We start from the raw sequence: 24407 nt of genomic DNA on the forward strand, positions 1-24407 counted from the left end.
ATGTACTCCTGTGGTGCCTGCTCAGGCCCGGCTCAGACGAATGTCGATCTGCTGGTGCGGCAGCCCCAGCCCCTGTTGCTGCAATTTCTCCAGCACCAGCGAGTGGACCTCGTGGGTGATGGGCATGCGGTGGTCCATGCTGTTCACATAGAGCCGGATCTCGTAGATCAGCGCCGAGTCGGTGAATTCGATCAGGAACACCTCGGGGGAGGGGGTCTCCAGCACCAGGGTGGAGGCCCGGATCGACTCTTCCAGAATGGTCTGTATCTTTCTGGGCTCCTGGGTCAGGCCGATGCGGATGCGCAGCCGTACCCGGGTGATGGCGTCTGACAGCGACCAGTTGATGAACTGTTCGGTGATGAAGGCCTTGTTGGGGACGATGATCTCCTTCCTGTCCCAGTCCACTATGGTGGTGGCGCGGGTCTTGATCTTGGTGACGGTGCCGGTCAGCTCACGAATGGTGACGGTGTCGCCGAGCCGGATCGGCTTCTCGAACAGGATGATGAGGCCCGACACGAAGTTGGCGAAGATCTCCTGCAGCCCGAAACCCAGACCCAGGGAGAGGGCCGCCACCATCCACTGCGCCTTGGACCAGTCGATGCCGAGGATGGAGAAGCCGGTCAGCGCCCCTACTACCAGCACTATGTACTTGGTCACCGTGGTGATGGCAAAGCCGGTGCCGGGGGAGAGGCTCAGGTGCTGGAGCAGGGTCAGCTCCATCAGGCCCGGCAGGTTGCGGGCGGTGACCACGGTCAGGATGAAGGTAAACACCGTCAGCATCAGATCCTGCAAGGTGATGGCGGAGAGCTGTTCGATGCCGCCAATCTTGCTGCTCACCTGCCACACCTCGATGCTGCGCAGGAAGCTGAACGCCGAGTTGAGTTCGGACCACTGCACTACCACCAGCATGGTGAAGCCCAGCATCAGCAGGGTGCGCACCAGCCCGAGCGACTGGGCGCTGATGGTGTCCAGATCCAGCTCGGTGTCTTCCACCACGTCCGGGATCTCGGAGCTGAGCTCGTCATGCCCCTCTTCCCGGCCGCGCTGGGCCAGGATCTCGGCCCGTTTGCTCTTGGCCCGCTCGAAGGCGAGGCGACGGCGCTGGATCAGCATCCAGCGGTGCGCCAGATAGTAGACGAGCAGGCAGCCCAGCCCCATCAGCAGGCTCAGCTCCAGCTGGCGCAACAGGATGCGGGAGGTATAGAAGTAGCCGAGCAGGGAGCCGATCACCGCCAGCAGCGGGGCCAGCATCAGGCTGTTCCAGATGAAGTGGTGCAGCAGGTGCGGCTTGGTCATGTCGGCCTGGCCCCAGGTGAGCGGCAGCCGCTCCCGGTTGAGGCGGGCGAAGAACAGCAGCAGCCAGAGGGCGCCGACGATGAAGGCCAGCCGGCCGAGGGAGTCGTAGAAGGCGTGCTCCTGATAGCTGTTGGCCATGCCCTGCACGAAGAAGCTCGGGATGATCACCAGCAAGAGGGTGCGGAACTGGCTCCACACCTTCTGCACCCGCTCCTTCTGCCAGCGGAAATGGAGGATCAGGATCCCCTTCTCCAGCGTCAGGTGACGGGCCATCAAGAGCGCCAGCAGCAGGAACCAGATCTCGCCAAGGCCGCGGGCCACCGCCACCGCGAACGGATATTGCCAGGCGCCGTCGAGCAGGCCGCGCACCATCAGCACCATGGCGGGTAGCGGCAGGGAGGCGAGCAGGGAGCGCATCAGCAGCCGGCTGGTGAGGCTGAACTTGTCCTGGGTCACCTTGCCGATGCGGGGTGCTATGTGCTGGCTGTAGTGGGTCAGGTGACGGGCCAGTTTGAACCAGCACCAGGCCAGCACCAGGATGCCGATGCCGGCGAAGGTGAGGGTGATGGGGTTGTTCTCGGCGATGGCCTGGGGCAGTTGCAGCCAGTTGACCGGGTTGAGGGCGAGGCCGAGGGCCGCCGGCACCCCGAGCAGCACGGCCGGAGTGAGCGGGCGCACGTCCGGCATCCAGAACAGGTGGCTGGCGCTGAGCTCGCGGATCTCGTCGATCTTGCTGTTCTGGCGGCTGTAGAGCAGCTTGAGCCGGGTCTGCTCCTGAATGAGGCTGTCGGAGGCGTCGTTGAGCCGGGTCAGCAGCTGGCGACGGGCCTTGAGCAAGTTGTCGAGCACCGCCTGCTGGGCGCGGTCGAGGGCCACTTCGTTGGTGGCCAGCAGCTGATCGCGCATCTGGCGCGGATCCTTGAGCGCGTCCTGCTCGGTCTCGTACTGGTACTTGGCCATGCGGGCGTTGACGATGGCCGACTCCAGCTTGTCGAGGGGGAAGTAGGCGGGCAGATCCGAGAGTTTGCTGCGCAGGTTCTCGCCGTAGGCGTTGCTGATCTGCAGCCACTCCAGTTGCTCACGCACCGAGTTGACCAGGTCGTTCAGGCTCGACAGATTCTTGTCGATCACCCGCTGCTCATCCTGCACCCGCTCTATCTGATCCTCCAGCGCGCCGAGCTGGATGGAGAGCGCCTGGTTCTGCTGTTGCTGCTCCAGCAGCAGCGGCATGTCGGAGGTGAGCTGCTTGCGCAGGCGCTCGCTCTCCGCCAGCGCCTGCTCGGTCTTGTCGCGGCGCAGCTGGTTCTGCTGGTTGAGCAGACTGGTCTGCCACTCATCCTCGTCGGTGATGGCGAGGTTGAGCTCCTGCAGCCTGAGCTTGCCGAGATCGTTGCGCTGCTGGGCGGAGAGCTGCTCCAGCTCCAGCATCTGGATCCGGTCCGACAGGCTCTGCTCCTTGAGACGGGTGACCAGCTGCTGGGCATCCTGCAGGCGATCCGATTCGCTGCTGAAGCTGAGCCGGTCGAGCAGGGCGCGGGTCTGCTGCAACTGCTTGCGCAGCTCGTCGACCCGCAGGTGATACTCCTGGCCGGTGCTCTCCAGCTGGTTGAGGCTGTCCATCACCCCCTGGCGCTCCTTGCGCAGGTTGAGCTGGCGATTGCTGCTCAGGCCGATGGCCTGGCGCAGCGCCTCCTCCTTCAGGGAGGAGAGGGCCGGGCGAGGCTGGGGCTGGTAGTTGTGCAGGCTCTCCTTGAGACGGGCCGACTCCTTGGGATAGTCGATGAGGATCTGCTGATAGGCCTTGCCCTGCTCGCGATAACGCTGGGCCTCCCGGGCAAACTGCAGCGCCTGCTGGTAACTTTCCCGCAACTTCTGGTTTTCCGGGGTGTCGGTCTTGGGCACGCTCTGCAGCAGCTCTTCCACCTGGGTGATGGCGTCATCGGCCTGGGCAAGGGGAGCGAGAAGAGTGAGAGAGAGCAGCAGGCAGAGCAGGCGTTGCAACATGGCGCACGTTTCCGTTCAGGTGAGGTCGCCCTAGCCTAAAGCAGGGGCCGGGGCGGGTAAAGTTTTCCATATTAATGATTTGTAACATAAATAACGGGCGTTCCCGGCCCGCTTTGGCTATCATTCTGGCCGTTTTTCCCTCCGTTGAGCGTTTTATGTCCGCAGTCGATCTGGGCACGGCCCCTCTTTCCCGCCTGTTCTGGCGCTACGTCACCCCGACCGTGGCCGCCATGCTGGTTACCGGCATCTATGTCACCATAGACGGCATCTTCGTCGGCCATATTCTGGGTCAGGACGGGCTGGCCGGCATGATGCTGGCGTACCCCATCTGCGCCGTGCTCTATGCGGTGGGGGCGCTGATCGGCATGGGCTCCTCGGCGCTCGCCTCGTTTTATCTGGGCAAGGGTGAGCAGGCGAGGGCCCGCCACATCGTCGGCAACGCGCTGGTGATGGTGCTCATCGCCTCTGGGCTGCTCGCCTTTATCGGCATCAATTATGGGGATGAGATGCTGGCCTGGATGGGGGCCGAGGGGCTCATATTCGACGCAGGGCTTGCCTATCTGCAGTGGTACGCCTGGCTCGGGGTCTTTGCGGTGCTCTCCATGGCGTTTACCGCCCTGCTGCGCAACGACGGGCGACCCGGCCTCACCACCTGGATCCTGGTGGGGGGCGGCGTGCTCAACGTGCTGCTCGATTACCTGCTGATGGCGGTGATCCCCTGGGGGCTGGCGGGGGCCGCCATTGCGACCATGCTCTCCCAGGCGGTGACCGGCGGCCTCTGTCTGTGGCACTTCTTCACCCCGCGCAGCCAGCTGCGCATTGGCTGGGACACCCTGCGACCCGACTGGCGGTTGATGGGGGAGACGCTACGACTCGGGGTGTCGAGCTTTTTGATGTACCTCTATCTGTCGGTGGTGCTGGCGTTGCACAACAAGGCGCTGCTGGCGGTGGGCACCTCGCTGCACGTGGCGGCCTACGGCGTCATCAGCTACAGCGAGGCCTTCTTCTATCTCATCTTCGAGGGGATCGCCATGGGCATCCAGCCCATCGCCAGCTTCAACGCCGGGGCGGGCAACTGGGCGCGGGTGCTGCGGGTGCGCAACCTGGCGCTCGGGGTGACGTTGCTGGTGGCCCTGTGCGGCATGTTGCCGCTCTATCTGTGGCCGGAGGGGGTGGTTTACCTGTTTGCCGGGGACAACGCGGCCCTCTTGCCGGTGGCCAGCCTCGGCATCTGGCTCTACTTCTGGGGCTTGCCGATGGAAGGCCTGCTGCTGGTGGGGGCCACCTATTTCCAGGCCATCAACCGGGCCCGCATCGCCTCCCTGCTCACCGGCGGCAAGCTGGTGCTGATCGGTGGTTTCCTGTGGGGCTTCTCCTCCCTGTGGGGGGTATCCGGCGTCTGGCTGGCGCTGCCCACCTGCAGCACCTTGCTGGTGCTGGTGATGTGGCGAGCCATGGGCAAGGAGGCGCGTCAGCACGCCGCCTGATATGTCGTCAGTCGGCCATCAAAAAGGCAGCCTAGGCTGCCTTTTTCGTTTTGAGCGCCCCTGACAGGTCACCGACCTCAGGGCTTGAAGGCACCGATGAAGATGGCGGGGTCGACACGGGCGTCGTTGAGGCTGACATTCCAGTGCATGTGGGGACCGGTGGCTCGGCCGGTGGCGCCGACCCGGCCGACGATGCCGCCGCGGGGCAGGCTCTGGCCCAGCTTCACGTCGACCTTCGACATGTGGCAGAACATGCTGATGAGGCCCTGACCGTGATCGACGAACACCGTATTGCCGTTGAAGAAGTAGTTGCCGATCAGGATCACCTTGCCCGCCGCCGGCGACTTGATGGGGGTGCCGGCACCGACCGCGAAGTCGAGGCCGGAGTGGGGGTTGCGCTCCTCGCCGTTGAAGAAGCGGCGCAGCCCGAACGGGCTGGAGAGCGGCCCGTCCACCGGCTTGTCGAACAGCAGGTTGCTCGGCTGGGCCGGGCTGAAGGTCTGGTAGGCGCGGGTTTGCTCCGCCAGTTCGCGGTTGATGCGGGTCATGTCTTCGGCCAGCGGGTTGACCTGACGGCTGTTCTTGAGCTTGATGTGCTGCTCCCGGTAGTGCTTGGTGCCGACCGTGAAGCCGAGGGTGCGGCCATCGCTCACCTGCAGCTGATGGGGGCCGGGCTGGCTCTTGAGGGGGATGCCGACGATGGCAATCCAGCGCTTGCCCTCTTCACGCACCACCAGCACCGGCTTGCCCTGATAGCGGGCGGTCGGGGCCTGCGCCTCGCTGCCGAGCACCACCACGGCGACGCCCCCCGGCACCGGGTGGTTGAGCAGGCGACTGATGAAGCCCTCGGCGAGGGCGGACTGGCTGGCCAGCAGCAACAATAGACAACAAACGACTCTCATGATGATTCCAGGCTGGGTTGACTAAAACGAAACGGTAACGAAATCAGGACGCTGGCTGGAAGCGCTGGTAGATGGCTTCCATCTGGACCGACACCTCCTGGCGCACCAGGTCCAGCTCCAGCATGTCTTGTACCACCTTGAGCTGATCCGGATTGAGGAAGCTGCGACTGCTCTCCAGCACCCGCTGGGTATAGGCGCGCTGATTCTCCAGATAGGTGCCGGCATCGCCGCTCTCCTGCTGGGCCAGCTGCTGGTTCGCCTCACTCAGCAGACGCGTCAGGGATTGGCGCTGGGCCGGCGCCAGCAGCTCGCCATGCTCCGCCAGGCGACCCTGGATCTCCAGCAGGCGGTTGGTATCGCCCGAGTAGATCTCCTGCTCGAGCCGGGTGCGGGTATCCTCCCCCAGCAGGTTGCTGAGGTTGCCCCAGATGCGCTGGCTCTCCTGCTCGTAGGCATCGGGATGGTCGAAACCGAGGCGATAGAGCTCGCGCAGTTGCTCCTGGACCTGGCCGCGCACGTCTTCCACTATGTCGAGCCGGTCGAAGACGGTGGTGAGCTGGCTGCCCTGTTCGGCGTCATAGAGCCGCTCGATCAGCACGGATCCTTCGCTCGACTGGCTCCACTGACTGATGGCTGCCTCCAGCTCGGGGTTGGGAGGCAGCACCTCCTGGGTGGGGGCGGGCTCGCTCTGGCTGCCCTTGCCGGGCAGCTTGGCCAGCAGGCTCTGCCCGGTGCTCTGGCCGCTGTTCTGGCTGGTGGCCGCATCGCATTGCGACGGGCTGTTGGTGGGGCTGGCGCTGTCGGATCCCGGCTGAGGTACGACAGGGGCGGTCTGCCACTGCCAGAGGTTGAGCAACAGGGAGGCCAGCAGAATTGGCGCCAGGTGAGATGTACGCATCTTGGATTCTCTTGAATAAGTGAATGCCCCTTGCAAAGGGGTCTCTTATGATAACCGTAACGTCTGATACAAGCAGCCATGACGTGCAAAACCGGCCTCGGCGGTGACCCGCCATTGAGTCGGTCGGCCCATGGCTCTAGAATCGGCAACCAGCCGTTTTGAACCGAGGAAATGTTATGAATGGATTGTCCCCCCTGCGCGCAGAACCTGCTCGTCACCCCATCGGGCGTGGCTGGGTCTGGGTGCGATCCGGTTTCGATGTCTTCAACAAGGGGATGGGGGTCAGTGTCGCCATGGTCCTCATCTGGTTTGCGGTCGGTCTGCTGCTGGAGCGTCTGCCGGCGGGCAGCCTCATCTCCCAGCTGCTTTACATGGTCTGGGGGGCCGGCTGGGTGGCGGTGGCCCGTCACGGTTATGAGGGCAATCCGCTGCGCTTTGCCGATTTCTTCTCCGGTTTTCGCCACAAGCTGACCCCGCTGATGCTGGGGGGCCTGCTGGTGCTGGCTCTGTTCAGCCTGATCGGTCTCATCTGCCTGGGGCTGCTCTCCATGTGGGGGCTCACCTCCCTGCTGACCCAGGACCCCGAATCCCTGGTAGTCACTGCCGCCCAGGCCCAGGGGCTGCTGCTCTGTCTGCTGCTGGGGCTGGCACTGCTGATCCCGGTGCTGATGGCCATCACCTTCGCTCCCGCCCTCATCTATTTCCACGATGTGGGGATCCTGCAGGCCGCCAAACTGAGTTTCAAAGGCTGCCTGACCAACATGTGGCCCTTCCTCTGGTGGGGGGTGATCGCCGCCATCCTGATGCTGTTCGGTGCGGCGCTGATGCTGGTGGGTCTGCTGGTGGTGATCCCGGCGCTCAACTACTCCATCTATGTGGCCTACCGGGATATCTATCTGGACGTGACACAGGAGACGCCTGCCGAAGCCCCGCTGACTGGCTTCGAAGCCTGATGCCAGCAGACTGGTGTGACATATGCGCGAAAGGGGCCTGCCGGCCCCTTTCGCATTCTTGCGTTGTCTCTTGTTCCCGCCGCTACTCTCGCCACATGGGGTCGATGGCCATGCGTTCCACCAGAAAGTCGAGGAAGCTGCGCAGCAGCGGTGACATCTGCTTGCGGGTGCCGTAGACGGCGTAGACGCCGAGTCGCTTGGGCTGCCACTGCGCCAGCAGCGGCACCAGGGTGCCGGTATCGAGGTGAGGCTGGACCGAGTAGCGGGGCTGCAGGCTGATGCCGGCGCCTTCCAGCGTTGCCTCCAGCAGCAGGTTAGAGATGTTGGCGCTGAGATTGCCGCTCACCGGTACCGATTCGGGCCCGTCCGGCCCCTGAAACTCCCACAGGCTCTTGCCGAAATAGGTGTAGGTGAGGCAGTTGTGCAGGGCGAGATCCTGCACCTTGTGCGGGGTCGGGTGTTTGGCCAGATAGGCCGGGCTGGCACAGACCACGGAGTGACAGGTGCCGAGCCGGCGGGCCACCAGGTTGGGGTCGAGGTCATTGGTGATGCGAACGGCGAGATCGATCCGCTCCTCCACCAGATTGACGGTGCGGTCCAGCAGCAGGATGTCGATGGCGGTGCCCGCATAGCGTGCCAGGTAGTCGTTGGCGGCGCCCACCAGCAGGGCTTCCGAGAGTGAGTAGCTGCTGGTGATGCGCAATTGCCCCTTGGGGGCCTCGTCGCCGCGCACGGCGATCTGCTCCATCTCTTCTCCCAGTGCCAGCATGGCGCGGGCCCGGTTCAGCGCCTCTTCCCCAGGGCCGGTCAGACTGAGCCGGCGAGTGGTGCGGTGCAGCAGCCGTGCCCCCATCCACTGCTCCAGCTCTGCCAGGTAGCGCGTCACCATGGCGCGCGACATCTCCAGTTTCTCCCCGGCGCCGCTCAGGCTGCCCTGTTCGACTACGCTGACAAAGACCCGCAATGCGGTCAGTCGATCCATCTTAGGCTCTCCATATGCTCGATTAATGCAACAGTGATGCGCTTATTATGCTGTATTTGTACCGGAATTGATCCAATAAACTGTGTCCATCTGATGAACCCCTGATGACTTGATGAGGAATACCCGATGAACAACACCCTGATCCGCAACCTGACCCTGGCCACCACCCTGCTGAGCGGGGCCGCCATGGCCGCTCCGCTCACCGTGACCGTCTACAACCCGGGCGAGAAGGCTATCTTCCCGGTCTCCTCCTCCCTGGTGACCGGCGACAAAGAAGCAATCCTGATCGATGCCCAGTTCGACGTACAAAACGGCCAGGCGCTGGTGGACATGATCAAGAAGAGCGGCAAGAAGCTGACCACCGTCTATATCAGTGCCGGTGACCCCGACTTCTACTTCGGTCTGGAACCCATCAAGGCAGCCTTCCCGGACGTCAAGGTGCTGGCGGACCAGCATGTGGTCGACCATATCAACCAGACCAAGGACGCCAAGCTGAGCTACTGGAGCCCCATCCTCGGCAAGGGTGCACCGAAGAGCCTGACCGTGCCGCAAGTGATGACGGCCAGCCATCTGACCCTGGATGGTGAGAAGATCGAGATCAAAGAGATGAACACCCCGAATGCCTACCTGTGGGCACCGTCCATCAAGACGGCGTTTGGTGGCGTACCGGTCTACAGCGGCGTGCACGTGTGGATGGCTGACAGCCAGACCAAGGCGGCTCGCAGCAACTGGGTCAAGGCACTGAACAATCTGCTGGCGCTGAAGCCCGAGCGCGTGGTGCCGGGTCACTTCCTGGGGACTGCGCCCAAAGGTACTGAAGCCGTGACCTTCACCTGTGACTACGTAGAGCGTTTTGAGCAGGAGCTGGCCAAAGCCAAGAACTCCGGCCAGCTGATTGAAGCACTGAAGAAGGCTTACCCGTCCCTGCCGGTCGACGATGGTCTGGCCATCGGTGCCAAGGTCAACACCGGCGAGATGAAGTGGTAAACCCCTGACGCCTACTTCCCTGTGTTTTTTTACCGGGCCCAAGGGCCCGGTTTTTTTAGCCGAATGAACGAGTGGATCACATGAACGAAACGACTCTGCATTATGTATACGACCCCCTCTGTGGCTGGTGCTACGGCGCCGCCCCGCTGTTGAAGGCTGCGGTTGCCATCCCGGAACTGCGCATCGAGCTGCACGCCGGTGGTCTCTGGCTCGGCGGGCGCAGGCAGGCGATGGGCCAGGCCCTGCGCGATTACGTTCGTCCCCATGACGAGCGGATCCAGGCGCTGACCGGCCAACCTTTCGGCGAGCGCTATTTCAACGAGCTGCTGCTGCGCGATGGTCTGCTGCTCGATTCGGAGCAGCCCATCCGCGCCATCCTGGCAGTGACGGCTCTGGGTGGCAACGGTCTGAGCCTGCTGCACCGCATCCAGCAATCCCACTATCGCGATGGCATCTGGATCGGTTCGCTCGAGCATCTGACCAGCCTGGCGGCGGAGCAGAACATTGGCGCGGATGATTTTGTGAAGGCCTACCAGCAGGCCGACCTGGCGAGTCATCTGGCCGACAGCCAGCGCTGGATGCGCCGCCTTGGCGGGCAGGGCTACCCGACTCTGGGATTGGTGCAGGGCGACAAAGAGACTCTCTTGTCCGCCTCCTCCTTCCTGGGTGAGCCAGAGGCGTTTGCTCGCCAGATCCAGCTCATGATGAGTCGTTGAGCGAATAGCAGGTCGTATCCGGTGGCGGATGTACAGCGCCCGAGGTGCTCGTTGCAGATTTTTCCTACCTGTCCGGCACTCATGCTATCCCTAGGCGAGACGATATATTCAGTAGCGGACAGTTTGAAAATCATCCGCTTGCGATCATCGCGCTATGCTCTATGGGGATAGCCCGGGCGTTTGAGGCCACGGGCTTGCGTCTAGCCGCCAAGGATACCAATCATGTTCAAAAATATGTCTATAGGTCAGAAGTTGAGCGCCGGTTTTGCCGTATTGGCCCTGCTAGTGGTGGGGCTGGCGTGGTTCTCCATCACTCAGCTGTCCCATCTTTATGCCGATACCGCCACCATCTCGGGCAACCTGTTGCCATCGACCCGTTATGCCAGCCAGATGCACGTGGCCATTCTCGATGCCCGTCGCTCCGAACTGGCGCAGGTGATTGGCGGCCTCAACAAGGATGCTCAGGAGGTGAGCGAACGTACCGTCACCTTCAACAAGGCCAAGCAGGAGTTTGACGCGGCGGCGCAGAAGTATGGCTCGTTGCCCTTCAGCACCGATGAGGAGAAGCAGACTTACGAGGCGTTGTTGGCCGCTGGTGCCAAGTACTTCTCGGTACACGAGCAGCTGATTGCGGCTTTTGCCAGCGGCGATCTGGAAAAAGTGAAGAGCCTGCGCAAGAACGAGACTCGCGCCGCCCTGGAAGAGGCGGGGGCCAAATCCTACCGTCTGCGCGAGATCAACAACGAGCTGGCTGACAGCATGGTGAAGTCGGTGGCCGACCTCTACAGCAGCTCGCGTACCATGAGCATCATCGTCAGCCTCATCACCGTCTTGTTCGTGGTGGTGGTGGCCTGGCTGCTGACTGGCCAGATCCGCAATCCGGTGATGGCGATGCTGGAACAGACCCGCAAGGTAGCAGCCGGCGATCTGGCGGCTCATCTTGACGCCAGCCAGTTCAACAACGACGAGCTTGGGCAACTGGCCAAGGGCTTTGGCGAGATGCAGAAGAACCTGCGTACCCTGGTCAGTGAAGTCTCCGGCTCCGTAGTGCAACTGAGCTCGGCAGCCGAAGAGATCAGTGCGGTGGCGCGCCAGTCCGCCAACAACATGAACAGCCAGCAGCACGAGCTGAATCAGCTGGCCACCGCCATGAACGAGATGCAGGCGACGGTGCAGGAGGTGTCTCGCAACACCAGCGATGCCGCCAGCGCCGCCAGCGCCGCCAGCAGTACCGCCGAACTGGGGGCTCGCACCGTCAACGACTCCATCAAGCGTATTGAGCAGGTGGCCGGCGCCATCGAGAGCACCGCCGTGGTGATCCGCCAGCTTGGCGACGACAGCCGCAACATCGGCATGGTGCTGGAAGTTATCCGCGGGATCGCCGAGCAGACCAACCTGCTGGCGCTCAACGCCGCCATCGAGGCGGCCCGGGCCGGTGAGCAGGGCCGCGGCTTTGCGGTGGTGGCCGACGAGGTGCGCACCCTGGCGAAGCGGACTCAGGATTCCACCTCCCAGATCAACACCATCATCGCTGAACTGCAGCAGCGGGCCGAGCAGGCTGGCACCACCATGCAGCAGAGCCAGGACATGATGAATTCCACCGTAAGCACGGCGCGGGAGGCGGGGGCATCCATCTCCGAGATCAGCGGCTCAGTGGAGAGTATCTCCCACATGAATATCCAGATTGCGACCGCCACCGAAGAGCAGGGAGCGGTGAGTGAAGAGCTCAACCGCAACGTGGTCAATATCAGCCATGCCTCCGAGGAAGTGGCCGCCGGTGCAACCCAGATGGCTCAGGCCTGTAACGACCTCAATCACCTGGCGACCCAGTTGCAGGAGATGGTGCGCCGCTTCCGGGTGTAAAGGCGGGTTGGATGCTCGCAGCGGCGGGCCCGGATCCTGGATCCGGGCCCGCCTTGTTTTATCGGCCTGTTGACTCTCCCTCTTGCACCATCCCTTGTTCGCTCCGCCGTTCTTGGGCATGCTAATGGCCCCATTGGTTGGCAGGATTCTGGATGTATGAACCTTCGCGATCTCGAGTATTTGGTGGCGCTGGAAGAGGAGAAGCATTTTCGCAAGGCGGCGGAGCGCTGCTTCGTCAGTCAGCCCACCCTGAGCGGCCAGTTGCGCAAGCTGGAGGATGAGCTCGGGGTGATCCTGATCGAGCGTACTTCGCGCAAGGTGCTGTTTACCCCGGCTGGTGATGCCATGGCCCAGCAGGCCCGCAAGGTGCTCAAAGAGGTGCGCGAGCTCAAGAGCATCGGCCAGCATTTTGCCGAGCCCATGTCCGGTGAAATCCACATCGGCTTCATTCCTACCGTCGGCCCCTATCTGCTGCCTCACATCATTCAGGATCTGCGCGAGCATTTTCCCAAGCTGGAGTTCTACCTCTATGAAGAGCAGACCCAGGTGTTGCTCAAGCGGTTGGAAGAGGGGGAGCTGGATTGCCTGATCCTGGCCGAGCTGGAGGGCATGGACGGGTTTGGTTCGATCCCGCTTTATCAGGAGCCCATGTGGCTGGCGGTGCCCCAGCAGCACCCGGAGGCCAAGGCCAAGGCGGTGCCGCTCAGCAATCTCAAGGGCAAGAAGTTGCTGATGCTGGCCGATGGCCACTGTCTGCGGGATCAGGCGATGGGATTCTGCTTCGCCGCCGGTATCGGCGAGGATCAGCGCTTCAAGGGCACCAGTTTGGAGACGCTGCGCAACATGGTGGCTGCCGGCAGCGGCATGACGCTGGTACCCAGGCTCGCCGTGCCCGCCAACGCCGAAGAGGGCGGCGTCAGCTATCGACCTGTGATAGACCCCGTGCCTGGGCGCACCATAGCGCTGCTCTATCGCCACTACTCTGTGCGCCGCCCCTGCTTCAACGAGCTGGCCGCTCGTATCTCGCGCTTGATGCAGAGCCTGCTCGGCTAACTGCGCATCGTTACAACGGGGCCACAAAAAAGAAAACCGGCGCATTGCGCCGGTTTTTTTATCTTCTGATGTGGTTTAGAAGATATCGTCGGTGGAGACGGGACCATCGGTGGGCGAACCCTCACCGCCGTAGACCTGATTGCCATCCGAACTCTGTGTCGCGTAGCGGGTCGGCTCTGTGCCTTCTTTGAAGAACTCTTCCGTGCTGCTGCCGTCGGTCCGGTTGGTCAACAGGCCGGTCTCACGATCGATCCGCACCGTGATGATCCCTTCCGGTACCGGCATCTTGCGCTCAGGCACCTGCTTGAGCGCCGTCTTCATGAAATCGATCCAGATGGGCTGCGCGGCACCGCCGCCAAATTCGGCCCGGCCCAGACCGCGCTGGTGGTTGTCAAAACCGATCCAGGAGGTGGCGACCAGATTCGGGGTATAGCCGGAGAACCAGGCATCACGAGATTCGTTGGTGGTCCCGGTCTTGCCGGAGATATCGTGGCGCTTGAGGTCGCGCGCTGCCCGCCAGCCGGTACCGCGCCAGCCATTGCCACCCCAGATAGCGGTGGTCAGGGTGTCGGTCACCAGGAAGGTGCTCTGGGCACTGATGGTCTGCGGTGCCATGTTGCCGGGAACGACCGGATCGATGGGGCACTGGGCTTTCCAGTCCGGCGCCGTATTGGCATAGGCATCCGCACTGTCGAGGCCGGCAGCGGCCAGCACGCCACAGTCACGGCAGGCGGCTGCCGGGTTGGCCTGATAGAGAGGCGCGCCGAAGCTGTCGGTGACTTCGGTGATGAAGTAGGGGGTGACCTGGAAGCCGCCGTTGGCCATGACCGAGTAGCCGCGGACCACTTCCAGCGGGGTGAACTCGGCGGCACCCAGGGCCAGCGATTCGTTGGGTGAGATGGTATCGCGCGCAAAGCCGAAGCGGGTCAGGCCGTCGATGTAGGTATCCAGCCCGATGGCGCGCATCAGGCGCACCGACATCACGTTCTTTGACTTGGCGAGGCCGAGACGCAGGGAGGTGGGGCCTTCATAGATGGCCGGGGAGTTTTTGGGCTGCCACATGGGGCCCTTGGAGGGGTCCCACTGGTTGATCGGCGCATCGTTGATGAGTGAGGCCAGGGTGTAGCCCTGTTCCAGCGCGGTGGCATAGAGGAAGGGCTTGATGTTGGAGCCTATCTGGCGGCGTGCCTGATCGACCCGGTTGAACTTGGAGAGCTCGAAGCTGAAGCCGCCGACCAGCGCCTCGATGGCACCATCCTGCGGGTTCATGGCCACCAGGGCGGCGTTGACCTCAGGGATCTGGGAGAGCAGCAGCTCTTCACCTTTTTCCCGAACCCAGATCTGGGCGCCCACTTTCAGCATGTCGCGGGCCGAGCGGGGCGCAAAGCCCTGGCGATCGTCGGTGATGAAGGCACGTGCCCACTTGATGCCGTTCCAGCCAAGCTCAGCCTGTTTGCCGTTCTTCAGCACTATGGTCGCACTCTTGTCAGCCAGTTTGGTGACGACGGCGGCCATCAGCGGCTCATAGGTGGGCTGCTTGGCCAGATGGGCCATGATCTTGTCATAATCCCAATCGGCTTCGCCCGCTTTCCACAGCTGGGCGGTCACGCCCTTGTAGCCATGGCGGGTGTCATAGTCGAATACGCCGTCGAGCAAGGCCAGCCGGGCGGCGCGCTGGCGCTTGGCGGTGACTGTGGTGTAGACGTGCAGACCCATGGTGTAGGCATCTTCACCAAACTGCTCCACCATCTTCTGGCGCACCATCTCCCCCAGATAAGGGGCATTCAAGGTGATCTCGGCACCGTGATAGCGGGCCTTGACCGGCATCTTGGACGCTTCGTCAAACTGGGCCTGGGTGATCTTGCCGGTTTCCAGCATGCGGCCAAGTACCACGTTGCGACGGGCAAAGGCACGCTCGGGCGAGCGGATCGGGTTCAGCATGGACGGCGCCTTGGGCAGACCGGCGATGATGGCGATCTCGTCCAGCGTCAGGTCCTTGACCTCCTTGCCAAAGTAAACCTGGGCGGCGGCACCGACCCCGAATGCCCGGTAGCCGAGCGGGATCTTGTTGAGATAGAGCTGCAGGATCTCGTCCTTGGAGAGATTCTGCTCGATGCGCCAGGCCAGGAAGACCTCTTTTATCTTGCGCACCAGCGTCTTTTCATTGCTCAGGAAGAAGTTGCGGGCGACCTGCTGGGTGATGGTACTGGCGCCCTGGCGGGCCTGACCGGAGACGGCCCAAACGGTGGCGGCGCGAATGATGCCGATGGGGTCGATCCCCGGGTGCTCATAGAAACGGGCATCTTCGGTCGCTAGGACCGCATCGATCATGGACTGGGGAATTTCATCCAGATGCAGCGGGATGCGACGAATTTCGCCAAATTGGGAGATCAATTCCCCATCCCGGCTGTACACCTTCATCGGGGTGGCCAGCTTGACGTCGCGCAGCGCGGTCACATCCGGCAACTGGGGCTTGATGTAGAAGTAGATACCGATGAGGCTGGCAACACCCAGCACAGCACCCAGCATCATGACAATAAACAGGCGTACGAGCCATTTCAGCATGGAAGAACTACCAATCGTCTTAAAATTAGCCAACGGGCGCAGAGTATAGCCCTTTTGCCTCCGGAAATTCGAGGTTTTCCTGACGGCTGCCCGCCTCCTCGAGAAGAGGCGGGAGGTTAGCATTCTGCGGCTCAATAACCAAGGGGAGGCGAGGGGCGGCCGGAAAGCGAGTTGTATCACTTTTCGGCATAAACTTTATGACATTGATAGATAGAGCATTTAGGATGAGTTAAGTCATCATCTTCTGATTTGCTGTCCTACAATCAATCCTAAAACCCAATAACGCATGGATGTGTATATGTTTGGGCTATTCAACAAAGGTTCTCTGCTTCCTCTGGCGGGTATTGATTTTGGCAGCCAGACCATCAAGGCCGTGACCATTACCGGTCGTCCCGGCAAGCTGCATCTCGAATCGGTGGCCGAAGTCGCCACTCCCAAAGGCACTCTGGTCGATTATCAGCTGCAGGATATCGAACGGGTCAGCCAGTCTCTCAAGGCCCTCAAGCGCCTCATCTCGGGCAGCAGCCAGTATGTTGCGACTGCCGTCACCGGTTCCAACGTGATCACCAAAGTCATCCAGGTGGATGCCGCGCTGGGTGAGAACGAGCTGGAGAATCAGGTTCAGCTCGAGGCTGAGCAACTCATTCCCTTTCCCCTTGATGAAGTGAGCCTGGATTTTGAAATTCTGGGCAAGGTCAATGATCAGGAGCGCCGCGAAGTGTTGCTGAGTGCGGCCCGCACCGAGAGCGTGAGCGGGCGGGTGACCGCGCTTGCGGAAGCCGACATGACCACCAAGGTGGTGGATGTGGGCGCCCACGCGCTGGGCCGCGCCGTGCTTGCCTGCCTGCCGGAGCTGCAGGAGTGGGAGAAACCGGTCGGTGTGATCGATATCGGAGCGAGCGCCATGACCTTTGCCGCACTGGTAAAGGGAGAGGTTATCTACTCACGCCTGCAAAACTTCGGTGGCGATCAATATAGTCAGGCGCTGGCCTCTTTCTACAACCTGTCGCTGGATGATGCCGAGCAGGCCAAGTTGCAAGGCAAGCTGCCGGTTGATCACGAACTGGATGTGTTGCTGCCCCATATGAATGCCCTGCTGCAGCAAGTCAGGCGGAACGTGCAGCTGTTTTGCAGCTCTTCCGGGTACAGGGAGCTTTCCAGACTGGTGCTCACCGGCGGTGGCAGTCTGCTGCCCGGGCTGGCGGCCCAGGTCGGCAGCGAGTTGAACTGTGAGGTATTGCATCCTGATCCCTTTGCCCTGTTCGGCAAGCCGAAGGGGGAGGGGGCGGTCCACGGTGCCAAGTTCATGACGGCGCTGGGTCTGGCATTGAGGAGCTTCACGCCATGTCAAATATAAACCTCCTGCCCTGGCGTGAGGCCAGGGCCCAGCGGCAGAAGAAGCAATTCGGGGTCATGCTGGGCATCTTCATGGCCATCACGGCTTCACTTGGCTTTGCCGCCGACTGGCTGGTGGAGCAGCAGATAGGCCATCAGCAGCAGCGCAACCAGCGTTTGCAGCAGGAGATGACCATCCTCGATGCCCAGCTTGGCGAGATCCGCCTGCTCAAGGAGCGACGCAAGGAGTTGATCGATCGCATGCAATTGATCGAGCACCTGCAGATGCGCCGCAATCTGCCGGTTCGCCTGTTCAACCAGTTGCCTTCGCTGGTTCCCAACGGGGTTTACCTCAATACGCTTGCCTTGCAGAACAACCAAATAGATGTGAATGGCAAGACCGAGGCCTATGGCAGGGTAGCCAGCATGATGCGTCGTATCGATGGCTCCGGCTGGCTGGGGCAGTCGCAGATCAGCACGATTTTTGCGGCCGATGTGGCGCCCGTTTCGCTCAGCCAGTTCTCCATGATGTTCCAGGTCGCGGGTGCGGCAGGGGCCACGGTCGATGTGGCTAAGGGGCAGCAATGAATCTACAACAGCTCAACGAACTGGATCTCAACAACATTGCCAGTTGGCCCAAGCTGGCCAAGGGGATTTTCATCCTGTTCTTCTGTGCCTTGTTGGGGGGAGCCATCTATTACTACGTGATTGCCAACTCACTGACCCTGTTGACCCAGGAGACCAACAAGGAGGCCGAACTCAAGGCGCAGTTCGAGAGCAAGGCGATGCTGGCTGCCAACCTCGGTGCCTACAAGACGCAGATGGTGCAGCTCGAACAGCTGGTTGATACCCAGCTCAAGCAGTTGCCGAATACTCACGAAGTGGCCGGATTGCTGGATGACATCAGTTTCATTGCCACCGACAATGGGCTCAAATTGAATCGCATCAATTGGGAACCCGAGATCAAACACGAGTTCTCCACCGAGCTACCCATGCGAATCGAAGTGGTGGGTACTTATCATGAGATAGGCAAGTTCACGGCCGACATGGCGGCCTTGCCGCGTATCGTCATCCTGGAATCGTTCACGCTGGGACAGGGCAAGGAGCAGGGTGACATGATTGCTATGTCGATGCTGGCCAAAACCTACAAATACAATGGCAAAACCGTGGGACAGACCAAATGAAGCTACTCTGCGTGCTGTTGCCTGTCCTGTTGTTGACCGCCTGTGGTGGGCAGGACGACATGGACAACTATGTGGCCGCAACCAAGGCCAGAAAACCAGTACCCATCGAGCCTCTTCCCGAAATCAAACCCTTTTCCCCGATGGCTTATCACCTCAGCGATCAGCGCAGCCCCTTCATCGCACCCCAGCCTGAAACCAGCAGTGCCAAGGTGGATGCGAAGGTGAAGCCGGATTGCGCCCAGATCGTGGCCAACAGAGAGAAAGAAGTACTGGAACGCTATTCACTGGCTAGCCTGAGCATGCAGGGCTCACTTGGCAAGCAGGGACAGTTGTGGGCCTTGATCAGGACTCCTGATGGTCAATCCATCCGGGTGGGTCTCAATCAACACATGGGACTGGATCAGGGACGGGTGATCAGGATCACTGACACCTACGTGGATTTGATTGAGACTATACCGGATGGCAAAGGATGCTGGGTGACTCGAGAAACTCAGCTGGGCATGGCCAATCTTGAAGCAAAACGATAATCAGGGATGATGCGATGAAAACAACAATAGGTATGGTAGCCCGAGTTACCCTGCTGTTTTGCGCCGGAGCATGGAGCCAGGCCTGGGCTGTGGCAACCCTGCAGGAGGTCAAGGTCAATCCGCTGATGGCCGATCAGCTGTTGCTGGAGTTGAGTTTCAGTGAACCGGTCAGCGGATTTACCGATCGTCTCTCCTATGAACCCAACCAACTGCTGCTGCATGTGCCGGGGGCAGTGGGAGCACTCAAGGTGAACCCCTTGCCCATCAAGCAGCAAGGGGTGGACAACCTCAAGGTTGAGGGCAAGGGGGCAGGTCTCGATATCAAGATCGCCCTCGATCAACTGACCCCCTATCAGGTGCATCAGCAGGGCAACAAGTTGTTGGTGGCACTGGGAGAAAAAGCAGCCATGCCGCTGCCAGCCACCACAGCATCCTCCGGGCTGGTGGCCCCCCAGCCGACCTCGTCTGCACTTATCAATACCCAGCCGGCAGCCTCGTCCGCCCTGATCAACAGTCAGCAGCTTGCTCGCCAGAGTGCTCCAGTGGCAGCGCCCGTGGCCAGCAAGCCGGTTTTGCCATCACCACAGACCGCGGCCAGCGGTGCCTACTTCAATTCCGTGAAGGGGGTCGACTTCAGGCGTGGCAAGGACGGGCAGGGGGAATTTCTGGTGACGCTGGACAACAGCTCCGCCGCCGTTGACGTCAGCAGCCGTGGTCAGACGGTGCTTGCCAAGTTTCACGGCACCCGGGTACCGGACGATTTGCTGAACCTGATCAATGTGCAGGATTTTGCTACCCCTGTCTCTCAGGTTGAGGTGTTCCGCCAGGGTAACGACACCCTGTTCGAACTCTCGGTCAACGGCCAGTTTGACTACCGGTATGATCAGGCGGACAAGATGTTCATCGTCGAGGTGAAAAAGCGTACCGCGGCGACTGTCGGCAAGCAGTATCAGGGCAAGCCCATCTCTCTCAACTTCCAGGATATCCCGGTGAGAACCGTGCTGCAGCTCATCGCGGATTTCAACAACCTCAATCTGGTGACCACGGATTCGGTGTCGGGCAACATCACCCTGCGGTTGGACGGGGTACCCTGGGAGCAGGCACTCGACATCATCTTGAAAGTGAGAGGACTCGACAAGCGGTTGGACAACAACATCCTGCTGGTCGCACCGGCCGAAGAGATTGCCGCTCGCGAGAAACAGCAGCTGGAGAGCCGCAACCAGGTCGCCGATCTGGCCCCGCTTTATACCGAATACCTGCAGATCAACTATGCCAAGGCATCCGAAGTGGCGGCGCTGCTCTCGTCCGAGAGCACCAAGCTGCTCTCTTCCAAGGGGGCGGTAAGCGTCGATGAGCGAACCAACGTGCTGGTGGTCAAGGACACTGCCGACGTCATCAGCAACATCAAGCGGATGCTGGATATCCTGGATATTCCGGTCAAGCAGGTGGTGATCGAGGCGCGCATGGTGACCATTGATGACGGCTTTGACGAGGCGCTCGGGGTACGTTGGGGGGTAACCAAGAACGACGGTCACGGCAACAGTACCTCGGGCACCATCGAAGGCAATGACGGTTCCGGCAACAACAATGGCGGCTCGACCATCACCCGACCGGGGGTGGACGATCGGCTTAACGTCAATCTGCCGGTGACCAATGCGGCCGGTACTTTGGCCTTCCAGGTGGCGCGGCTGGCGGATGGTACCTTGCTGGATCTCGAGCTGTCGGCATTGGAGAAAGAGAGCAAAGCCGAGATCATCGCCAGTCCCCGGGTCACCACGGCCAACCAGAAACCGGCGCTGATCGAGCAAGGTACCGAGATCCCCTATGTGGAGTCCTCTTCCAGCGGGGCCACTTCGGTCACCTTCAAGAAGGCGGTGCTGAGCCTCAAAGTGACGCCGCAGATCACCCCCGACAACAGGGTGATCCTGGACTTGACCGTGACCCAGGATACCAAGGGTGAAACCGTGCCGACCGGTACCGGTGATGCCGTCTCCATCAACGCCCAGTCCATCACCACCCAGGTGCTGGTCAACAATGGCGAGACCTTGGTGCTTGGTGGCATCTATCAACAGACCATCAAGAGCGACGTCAGCAAGGTGCCCCTGCTGGGTGACATCCCGGGTCTGGGGGTGTTGTTTCGCAAGACAACCAGCGAGAACAAAAAGCGCGAGCTGCTGATTTTCGTGACGCCGAAGATAGTCACCGACGCCTTCTGAAGACTTTACATGTGAAGGTAAAACACATATAACCTTACGCCCCAATGAGGCTGGGGCGTAAGGGCTGCGGTTGCCAGTCCTGATTTCTATTGAGATAATCCCCCTCCTGATCCATCGCAAGATAAGGTTCATAGGTACCCCGATCGAGAGTTTGTCGGGGTCGTACAGTTTGTAATTACTAACGAAAAGACATGGCTGAGAAACGCAATATTTTCCTGATAGGTCCCATGGGTGCGGGCAAGAGCACCATAGGTAGACATCTGGCAGAACAACTGCATATGGAGTTTTTCGACTCAGATCATGAGATTGAGCGCCGCAGTGGTGCCGATATCGGCTGGGTGTTCGATGTTGAAGGCGAAGAGGGTTTCCGGATCCGCGAAGAGAAGGTCATCGGTGACCTTTCCGAACAGCAGGGTATCGTGCTGGCGACGGGTGGCGGTGCCATCAAGAGCCGTGAAACACGCAACAAGCTCTCTGCTCGCGGCATCGTGGTGTACCTCGAAACCACCATTGAGAAGCAACTGGCACGTACGCAAAGAGACAAGCGTCGCCCCTTGCTGCAAACCGAAGAGCCGCCGCGCGAAGTACTCGAGCGTCTGGCACAAGAACGCAACGCCCTGTATGAAGAAGTGGCTGACTTTGTCATCCAGACTGATGACCAGAGCGCTAAAGTTGTTGCCAATCAAATCGTTAAGTTGATCGGTATGTAATATAGAGGACGTCCATGGAAAGGTTGAAGGTCGAACTGGGTGAACGCAGCTATCCCATCGAGATAGCCGCAGGTCTGTTGCAGCACGCAGAGGTGCTGACGCAAACCATCAAGGGCAAGCGGGTCATGATTGTGACCAACACAGTGGTTGCGCCCTTGTATCTTGAGCGGATTGTCCAGTTGCTGTCGGGCTATCAGGTTGAACACCTGATCCTGCCGGATGGCGAGGCCTACAAGACCCTGGCTACCTTTGAGCGGATCATGTCCGCTCTGCTGGAAACCAACCATGGTCGTGATACCACTCTGATTGCCTTGGGTGGCGGTGTGATAGGGGACGTTGTCGGCTTCGCTGCTGCAAGCTATCAACGTGGCATTCCGTTCATTCAAGTGCCTACCACACTGCTCTCCCAGGTTGATTCCTCCGTTGGTGGCAAGACCGCCGTCAACCATCCCCTCGGCAAGAACATGATCGGGGCCTTCTATCAGCCCAGACACGTCGTGATCGATACCGAGTGCCTCCAGACCCTGCCTGCCCGCGAATTTGCCGCCGGCATGGCCGAGGTGATCAAATACGGCATCATCTGGGATGCCGAATTCTTCTGCTGGCTCGAAGCCAACATGTCCCGTCTGCAGGCGCAGGAGCCGGCTGCACTGGCCTACGCCATCCGCTGCTGCTGCGAGATCAAGGCCGATGTGGTTGGCCAGGACGAGACCGAACACGGTGTGCGTGCCCTGCTTAACCTGGGTCACACTTTTGGCCATGCCATTGAAGCCGAGAAGGGCTATGGCAACTGGCTGCACGGCGAAGCCGTGGCGGCAGGCACCATGCTGGCCGCCAATACCGCCCTGGCCCGTGGGGACGTGACCGAGCAACAGGTAGACCGTATCCGGGCCTTGCTGTTGGCAGCCAATCTGCCGGTGCAGGCGCCGCCAGAGATGGATTTTGCGGCCTTCATTCGCCACATGCGCCGCGACAAGAAGGTGCTGGAAGGCAAACTGCGTCTGGTACTGCCGGTCGGCATAGGTCATGCCCAGGTGGTGGCCGATGTCTCCGATGCTGAACTGCTGGCGGTGATCGAGTCTGGTCGTGACGAATAAACTGCTGAAATTTCCCTCCCAGCGGCAGCTGGTTGACCGGCTGCTGCATCTGATTGAATTCAATCATCCTTTTATCTTTCTCTCCGGCAAACCCGGCAGTGGCCGTGGCACTCTGTGCGAATCCCTGCTGGGAGCGCTGCCGGAAAAAGTGCGGGTCGTCAGCCTGATCGGCAGCCCCGCCATGAAGATGGTGGACGTGCGTCAGCTGCTGCTGCCCCAAGTGGTGGCCCGGCCGTTGTTCAACCCGCAGGATGCGCTGGCAGACAGCTTTTTCCGCATGCTGGAAGGCAAACCGGCCACCCTGCTGCTGCTGATCGAGCGGGCCGACGAGCTGCCTGCCGAGCTGGTCGGCGAGCTGTGGAGCCTGTGTCGTCACAACGATACCCTGAAGATCCCCCATCAGTTGGCCATCGTGCTCTCCGGCAGTGACGTCTGGTGTCGCAATCAGAAGGCGCAGCTGAAAGGGCGAGCGATGCCGGCGCTGGAGCTGGAAGTCGCGCCGCTTGGCGCGCCAGAACAACGCATCTTCTTGTATGAGAAGGCCAAAGAGCTCAAGATCCCGACAGCCCTCTTGCCCAAGCCGAAAGTGGAAGAGATCCTGAAAGTGGCAAATGGACATCCGTCCACCATCATGCAGTTACTGGAGGATATCATGACCGACAGAAGGCCCAAGAAACGTCAGGCCGAGTTGCCCGTCAAGAAGATTGCAACCCTGCTGGCCCTGCTGGCCGGCGGTCTGCTGGCGCTGAGTTATCTGCTGCCGGCCCTGTTTGGCGGCGACAGCAAGAGTACCGCCCCCGAGCCCACCCAAACCACGGCATTGCCCATCCCCGTCTCGGGTGGCGATCCGCTGACCATCGGTGGCAGCAACACCAGCCAGAACGGTAGCCAGAGTACGGCCAGTGATGGTGCCGCCAGCAACCCCGGCGGCGTGGTACGCGACTGGCAGCCGGATGCCAAGGTATTGCCCAAGGCGGTGGAGAGCGACACCGTGACCACCGAATCGACCAACTACGAAGGGCGCCGGGTGGTGATCTCCGACGAGGTGGTCGAGAAGCTGATGAAGCAGCCCAACGTCAGCGGCGCCCTGCCCACTGCGGTGGTGGATGAGCTGACCGGCGCCGATTCGCAAGCAGCGGCCACTCAGGGGACCTCTGCCGAGAAGACTGTTACACCCAATGCCACTGCTCAGACTGCCCAGCCGGCAAACACCGCCAAAGCCCAACCCACGCCAGCGGCCAGCAAGCCAGTGGCCAAGCCAGTCGCGGTTGAACCGGTGGCGGCACCTGCTCCCAAGGTGGCGCTGACCCCCGCCGCTACTCTGAACAAGAAGCCCAGAAACCACTACAGCATCCAGCTGATGGGCGCGAGCAACACCAAGGCGGTCGACAAGTTCGTGGCCGAAAATGGTCTGGCCGGCAAGATCTGGGTCTATCAGACCAAGTTCCGCGGCAGCCCCTGGTACGTGGTGCTGCAAGGGGACTACGCCAGCAGCAACCAAGCCAAGGCCGCCATTCGCAAGCTGTCGCCCGCCTTGCTGAAGGGTCAACCCTGGCCCAAGTCGTTTGCGCAGGTACAAAAAGAGTTGAAGCAATAGCCATTTTGGCCGGGAAGGGGGTAGAATCGTCCCCC

The 24407-nt window shown here is 61.1% G+C and carries 19 protein-coding genes; 14 read left to right on the forward strand and 5 right to left on the reverse strand.

Annotated elements, in window-relative coordinates:
* Nucleotides 1–21: 21 nt before the first annotated feature.
* The gene (gene mscM, locus ACB032_RS01395) at nt 22–3300 is read right to left on the reverse strand and encodes a miniconductance mechanosensitive channel MscM (RefSeq protein ID WP_371137182.1); all 3279 of its coding nucleotides are present in this window, start codon (nt 3298–3300) and stop codon (nt 22–24) included.
* 155 nt (nt 3301–3455) lie between these two features.
* Between mscM and ACB032_RS01400 the strand changes: the two genes are divergently transcribed.
* Nucleotides 3456–4787 (forward strand): MATE family efflux transporter, encoded by a 1332-nt coding sequence (locus tag ACB032_RS01400; RefSeq protein ID WP_273764372.1) that lies wholly within the window; start codon nt 3456–3458, stop codon nt 4785–4787.
* 77 nt (nt 4788–4864) lie between these two features.
* Here the strand turns inward: ACB032_RS01400 and ACB032_RS01405 are convergent, their stop codons facing one another.
* Entirely contained in the window at nt 4865–5689 is an 825-nt protein-coding gene (locus ACB032_RS01405; RefSeq protein ID WP_371137183.1) for a peptidoglycan DD-metalloendopeptidase family protein, read from the reverse strand.
* A gap of 43 nt (nt 5690–5732) precedes the next feature.
* Nucleotides 5733–6587, reverse strand: coding sequence for a hypothetical protein (locus ACB032_RS01410; protein WP_371137184.1), 855 nt, complete (start codon nt 6585–6587; stop codon nt 5733–5735).
* A 176-nt stretch (nt 6588–6763) separates the two neighbouring features.
* On the opposite strand from ACB032_RS01410, the gene ACB032_RS01415 reads away from it, so the two are divergent.
* Nucleotides 6764–7540: a BPSS1780 family membrane protein gene (locus ACB032_RS01415; protein ID WP_042065024.1), complete on the forward strand. Its 777-nt coding sequence runs from the start codon at nt 6764–6766 to the stop codon at nt 7538–7540.
* A gap of 82 nt (nt 7541–7622) precedes the next feature.
* On the opposite strand, the gene ACB032_RS01420 is transcribed toward ACB032_RS01415, so the two are convergent.
* On the reverse strand, nt 7623–8522 hold the full coding sequence (locus tag ACB032_RS01420) for a LysR family transcriptional regulator (protein WP_139750416.1): 900 nt from the start codon (nt 8520–8522) through the stop codon (nt 7623–7625).
* Nucleotides 8523–8648: 126 nt separating this feature from the next.
* Between ACB032_RS01420 and ACB032_RS01425 the strand changes: the two genes are divergently transcribed.
* From ACB032_RS01425 to oxyR, 4 genes are all read left to right on the forward strand, one after another.
* Nucleotides 8649–9509, forward strand: a complete 861-nt coding sequence (locus tag ACB032_RS01425; protein WP_371137185.1) for a Vmh family MBL fold metallo-hydrolase — start codon at nt 8649–8651, stop codon at nt 9507–9509.
* An 80-nt stretch (nt 9510–9589) separates the two neighbouring features.
* Nucleotides 9590–10225, forward strand: coding sequence for a DsbA family protein (locus ACB032_RS01430; protein WP_371137186.1), 636 nt, complete (start codon nt 9590–9592; stop codon nt 10223–10225).
* Nucleotides 10226–10447: 222 nt separating this feature from the next.
* Nucleotides 10448–12088, forward strand: a complete 1641-nt coding sequence (locus ACB032_RS01435; protein WP_011706973.1) for a methyl-accepting chemotaxis protein — start codon at nt 10448–10450, stop codon at nt 12086–12088.
* A gap of 156 nt (nt 12089–12244) precedes the next feature.
* On the forward strand, nt 12245–13141 hold the full coding sequence (oxyR, locus tag ACB032_RS01440) for a DNA-binding transcriptional regulator OxyR (protein WP_017409206.1): 897 nt from the start codon (nt 12245–12247) through the stop codon (nt 13139–13141).
* Between the two features lie 75 nt (nt 13142–13216).
* On the opposite strand, the gene ACB032_RS01445 is transcribed toward oxyR, so the two are convergent.
* A complete protein-coding gene (locus tag ACB032_RS01445; protein ID WP_011706971.1) occupies nt 13217–15706 on the reverse strand; it encodes a penicillin-binding protein 1A in 2490 nt (829 codons plus the stop codon).
* A 286-nt stretch (nt 15707–15992) separates the two neighbouring features.
* Between ACB032_RS01445 and tapM the strand changes: the two genes are divergently transcribed.
* From tapM to ACB032_RS01485, 8 genes are all read left to right on the forward strand, one after another.
* The gene (gene tapM / locus ACB032_RS01450; RefSeq protein ID WP_080721994.1) at nt 15993–17063 is read left to right on the forward strand and encodes a PilM family type IVa pilus assembly protein TapM; all 1071 of its coding nucleotides are present in this window, start codon (nt 15993–15995) and stop codon (nt 17061–17063) included.
* Nucleotides 17051–17629, forward strand: a complete 579-nt coding sequence (tapN, locus tag ACB032_RS01455) for a PilN family type IV pilus biogenesis protein TapN (RefSeq protein WP_011706969.1) — start codon at nt 17051–17053, stop codon at nt 17627–17629. The genes tapM and tapN overlap by 13 nt, the downstream gene beginning before the upstream one ends.
* Nucleotides 17626–18225: a PilO family type IV pilus biogenesis protein TapO gene (tapO, locus tag ACB032_RS01460; protein WP_011706968.1), complete on the forward strand. Its 600-nt coding sequence runs from the start codon at nt 17626–17628 to the stop codon at nt 18223–18225. The genes tapN and tapO overlap by 4 nt, the downstream gene beginning before the upstream one ends.
* Nucleotides 18222–18752, forward strand: a complete 531-nt coding sequence (locus ACB032_RS01465; RefSeq protein ID WP_043121182.1) for a pilus assembly protein PilP — start codon at nt 18222–18224, stop codon at nt 18750–18752. Before tapO ends, ACB032_RS01465 begins: the two co-directional genes overlap by 4 nt.
* Before the next feature lie 14 nt (nt 18753–18766).
* Entirely contained in the window at nt 18767–20968 is a 2202-nt protein-coding gene (locus tag ACB032_RS01470; RefSeq protein WP_371137187.1) for a type IV pilus secretin PilQ, read from the forward strand.
* A gap of 191 nt (nt 20969–21159) precedes the next feature.
* Entirely contained in the window at nt 21160–21678 is a 519-nt protein-coding gene (gene aroK, locus ACB032_RS01475) for a shikimate kinase AroK (protein ID WP_005298388.1), read from the forward strand.
* A 14-nt stretch (nt 21679–21692) separates the two neighbouring features.
* Nucleotides 21693–22775, forward strand: coding sequence for a 3-dehydroquinate synthase (gene aroB / locus ACB032_RS01480; protein ID WP_371137188.1), 1083 nt, complete (start codon nt 21693–21695; stop codon nt 22773–22775).
* Nucleotides 22765–24372 carry an SPOR domain-containing protein gene (locus ACB032_RS01485; RefSeq protein WP_371137189.1) on the forward strand — a complete coding sequence of 536 codons (1608 nt, stop codon included), beginning with the start codon at nt 22765–22767 and terminating at the stop codon, nt 24370–24372. The genes aroB and ACB032_RS01485 overlap by 11 nt, the downstream gene beginning before the upstream one ends.
* Nucleotides 24373–24407 lie beyond the last annotated feature (35 nt).

The sequence above is a fragment of the Aeromonas sp. S5(2024) genome (assembly GCF_041403025.1).
Taxonomy (GTDB): Bacteria; Pseudomonadota; Gammaproteobacteria; order Enterobacterales; family Aeromonadaceae; genus Aeromonas; species Aeromonas hydrophila.

Excerpts from the sequence above, each read along its gene's own strand:
- ACB032_RS01435 (WP_011706973.1), top strand. The coding sequence starts at position 10,448 with ATGTTCAAAAATATGTCTATAGGTCAGAAGTTGAGCGCCGGTTTTGCC.
- ACB032_RS01410 (WP_371137184.1), bottom strand. The coding sequence starts at position 6,587 with ATGCGTACATCTCACCTGGCGCCAATTCTGCTGGCCTCCCTGTTGCTC.
- tapM (WP_080721994.1), top strand. The coding sequence starts at position 15,993 with ATGGATGTGTATATGTTTGGGCTATTCAACAAAGGTTCTCTGCTTCCT.
- ACB032_RS01425 (WP_371137185.1), top strand. The coding sequence starts at position 8,649 with ATGAACAACACCCTGATCCGCAACCTGACCCTGGCCACCACCCTGCTG.
- ACB032_RS01420 (WP_139750416.1), bottom strand. The coding sequence starts at position 8,522 with ATGGATCGACTGACCGCATTGCGGGTCTTTGTCAGCGTAGTCGAACAG.
- ACB032_RS01445 (WP_011706971.1), bottom strand. The coding sequence starts at position 15,706 with ATGCTGAAATGGCTCGTACGCCTGTTTATTGTCATGATGCTGGGTGCT.
- ACB032_RS01465 (WP_043121182.1), top strand. The coding sequence starts at position 18,222 with ATGAAGCTACTCTGCGTGCTGTTGCCTGTCCTGTTGTTGACCGCCTGT.
- ACB032_RS01470 (WP_371137187.1), top strand. The coding sequence starts at position 18,767 with ATGAAAACAACAATAGGTATGGTAGCCCGAGTTACCCTGCTGTTTTGC.
- ACB032_RS01400 (WP_273764372.1), top strand. The coding sequence starts at position 3,456 with ATGTCCGCAGTCGATCTGGGCACGGCCCCTCTTTCCCGCCTGTTCTGG.
- ACB032_RS01415 (WP_042065024.1), top strand. The coding sequence starts at position 6,764 with ATGAATGGATTGTCCCCCCTGCGCGCAGAACCTGCTCGTCACCCCATC.
- aroK (WP_005298388.1), top strand. The coding sequence starts at position 21,160 with ATGGCTGAGAAACGCAATATTTTCCTGATAGGTCCCATGGGTGCGGGC.
- mscM (WP_371137182.1), bottom strand. The coding sequence starts at position 3,300 with ATGTTGCAACGCCTGCTCTGCCTGCTGCTCTCTCTCACTCTTCTCGCT.
- ACB032_RS01405 (WP_371137183.1), bottom strand. The coding sequence starts at position 5,689 with ATGAGAGTCGTTTGTTGTCTATTGTTGCTGCTGGCCAGCCAGTCCGCC.
- aroB (WP_371137188.1), top strand. The coding sequence starts at position 21,693 with ATGGAAAGGTTGAAGGTCGAACTGGGTGAACGCAGCTATCCCATCGAG.
- oxyR (WP_017409206.1), top strand. The coding sequence starts at position 12,245 with ATGAACCTTCGCGATCTCGAGTATTTGGTGGCGCTGGAAGAGGAGAAG.
- tapO (WP_011706968.1), top strand. The coding sequence starts at position 17,626 with ATGAATCTACAACAGCTCAACGAACTGGATCTCAACAACATTGCCAGT.
- tapN (WP_011706969.1), top strand. The coding sequence starts at position 17,051 with ATGTCAAATATAAACCTCCTGCCCTGGCGTGAGGCCAGGGCCCAGCGG.
- ACB032_RS01430 (WP_371137186.1), top strand. The coding sequence starts at position 9,590 with ATGAACGAAACGACTCTGCATTATGTATACGACCCCCTCTGTGGCTGG.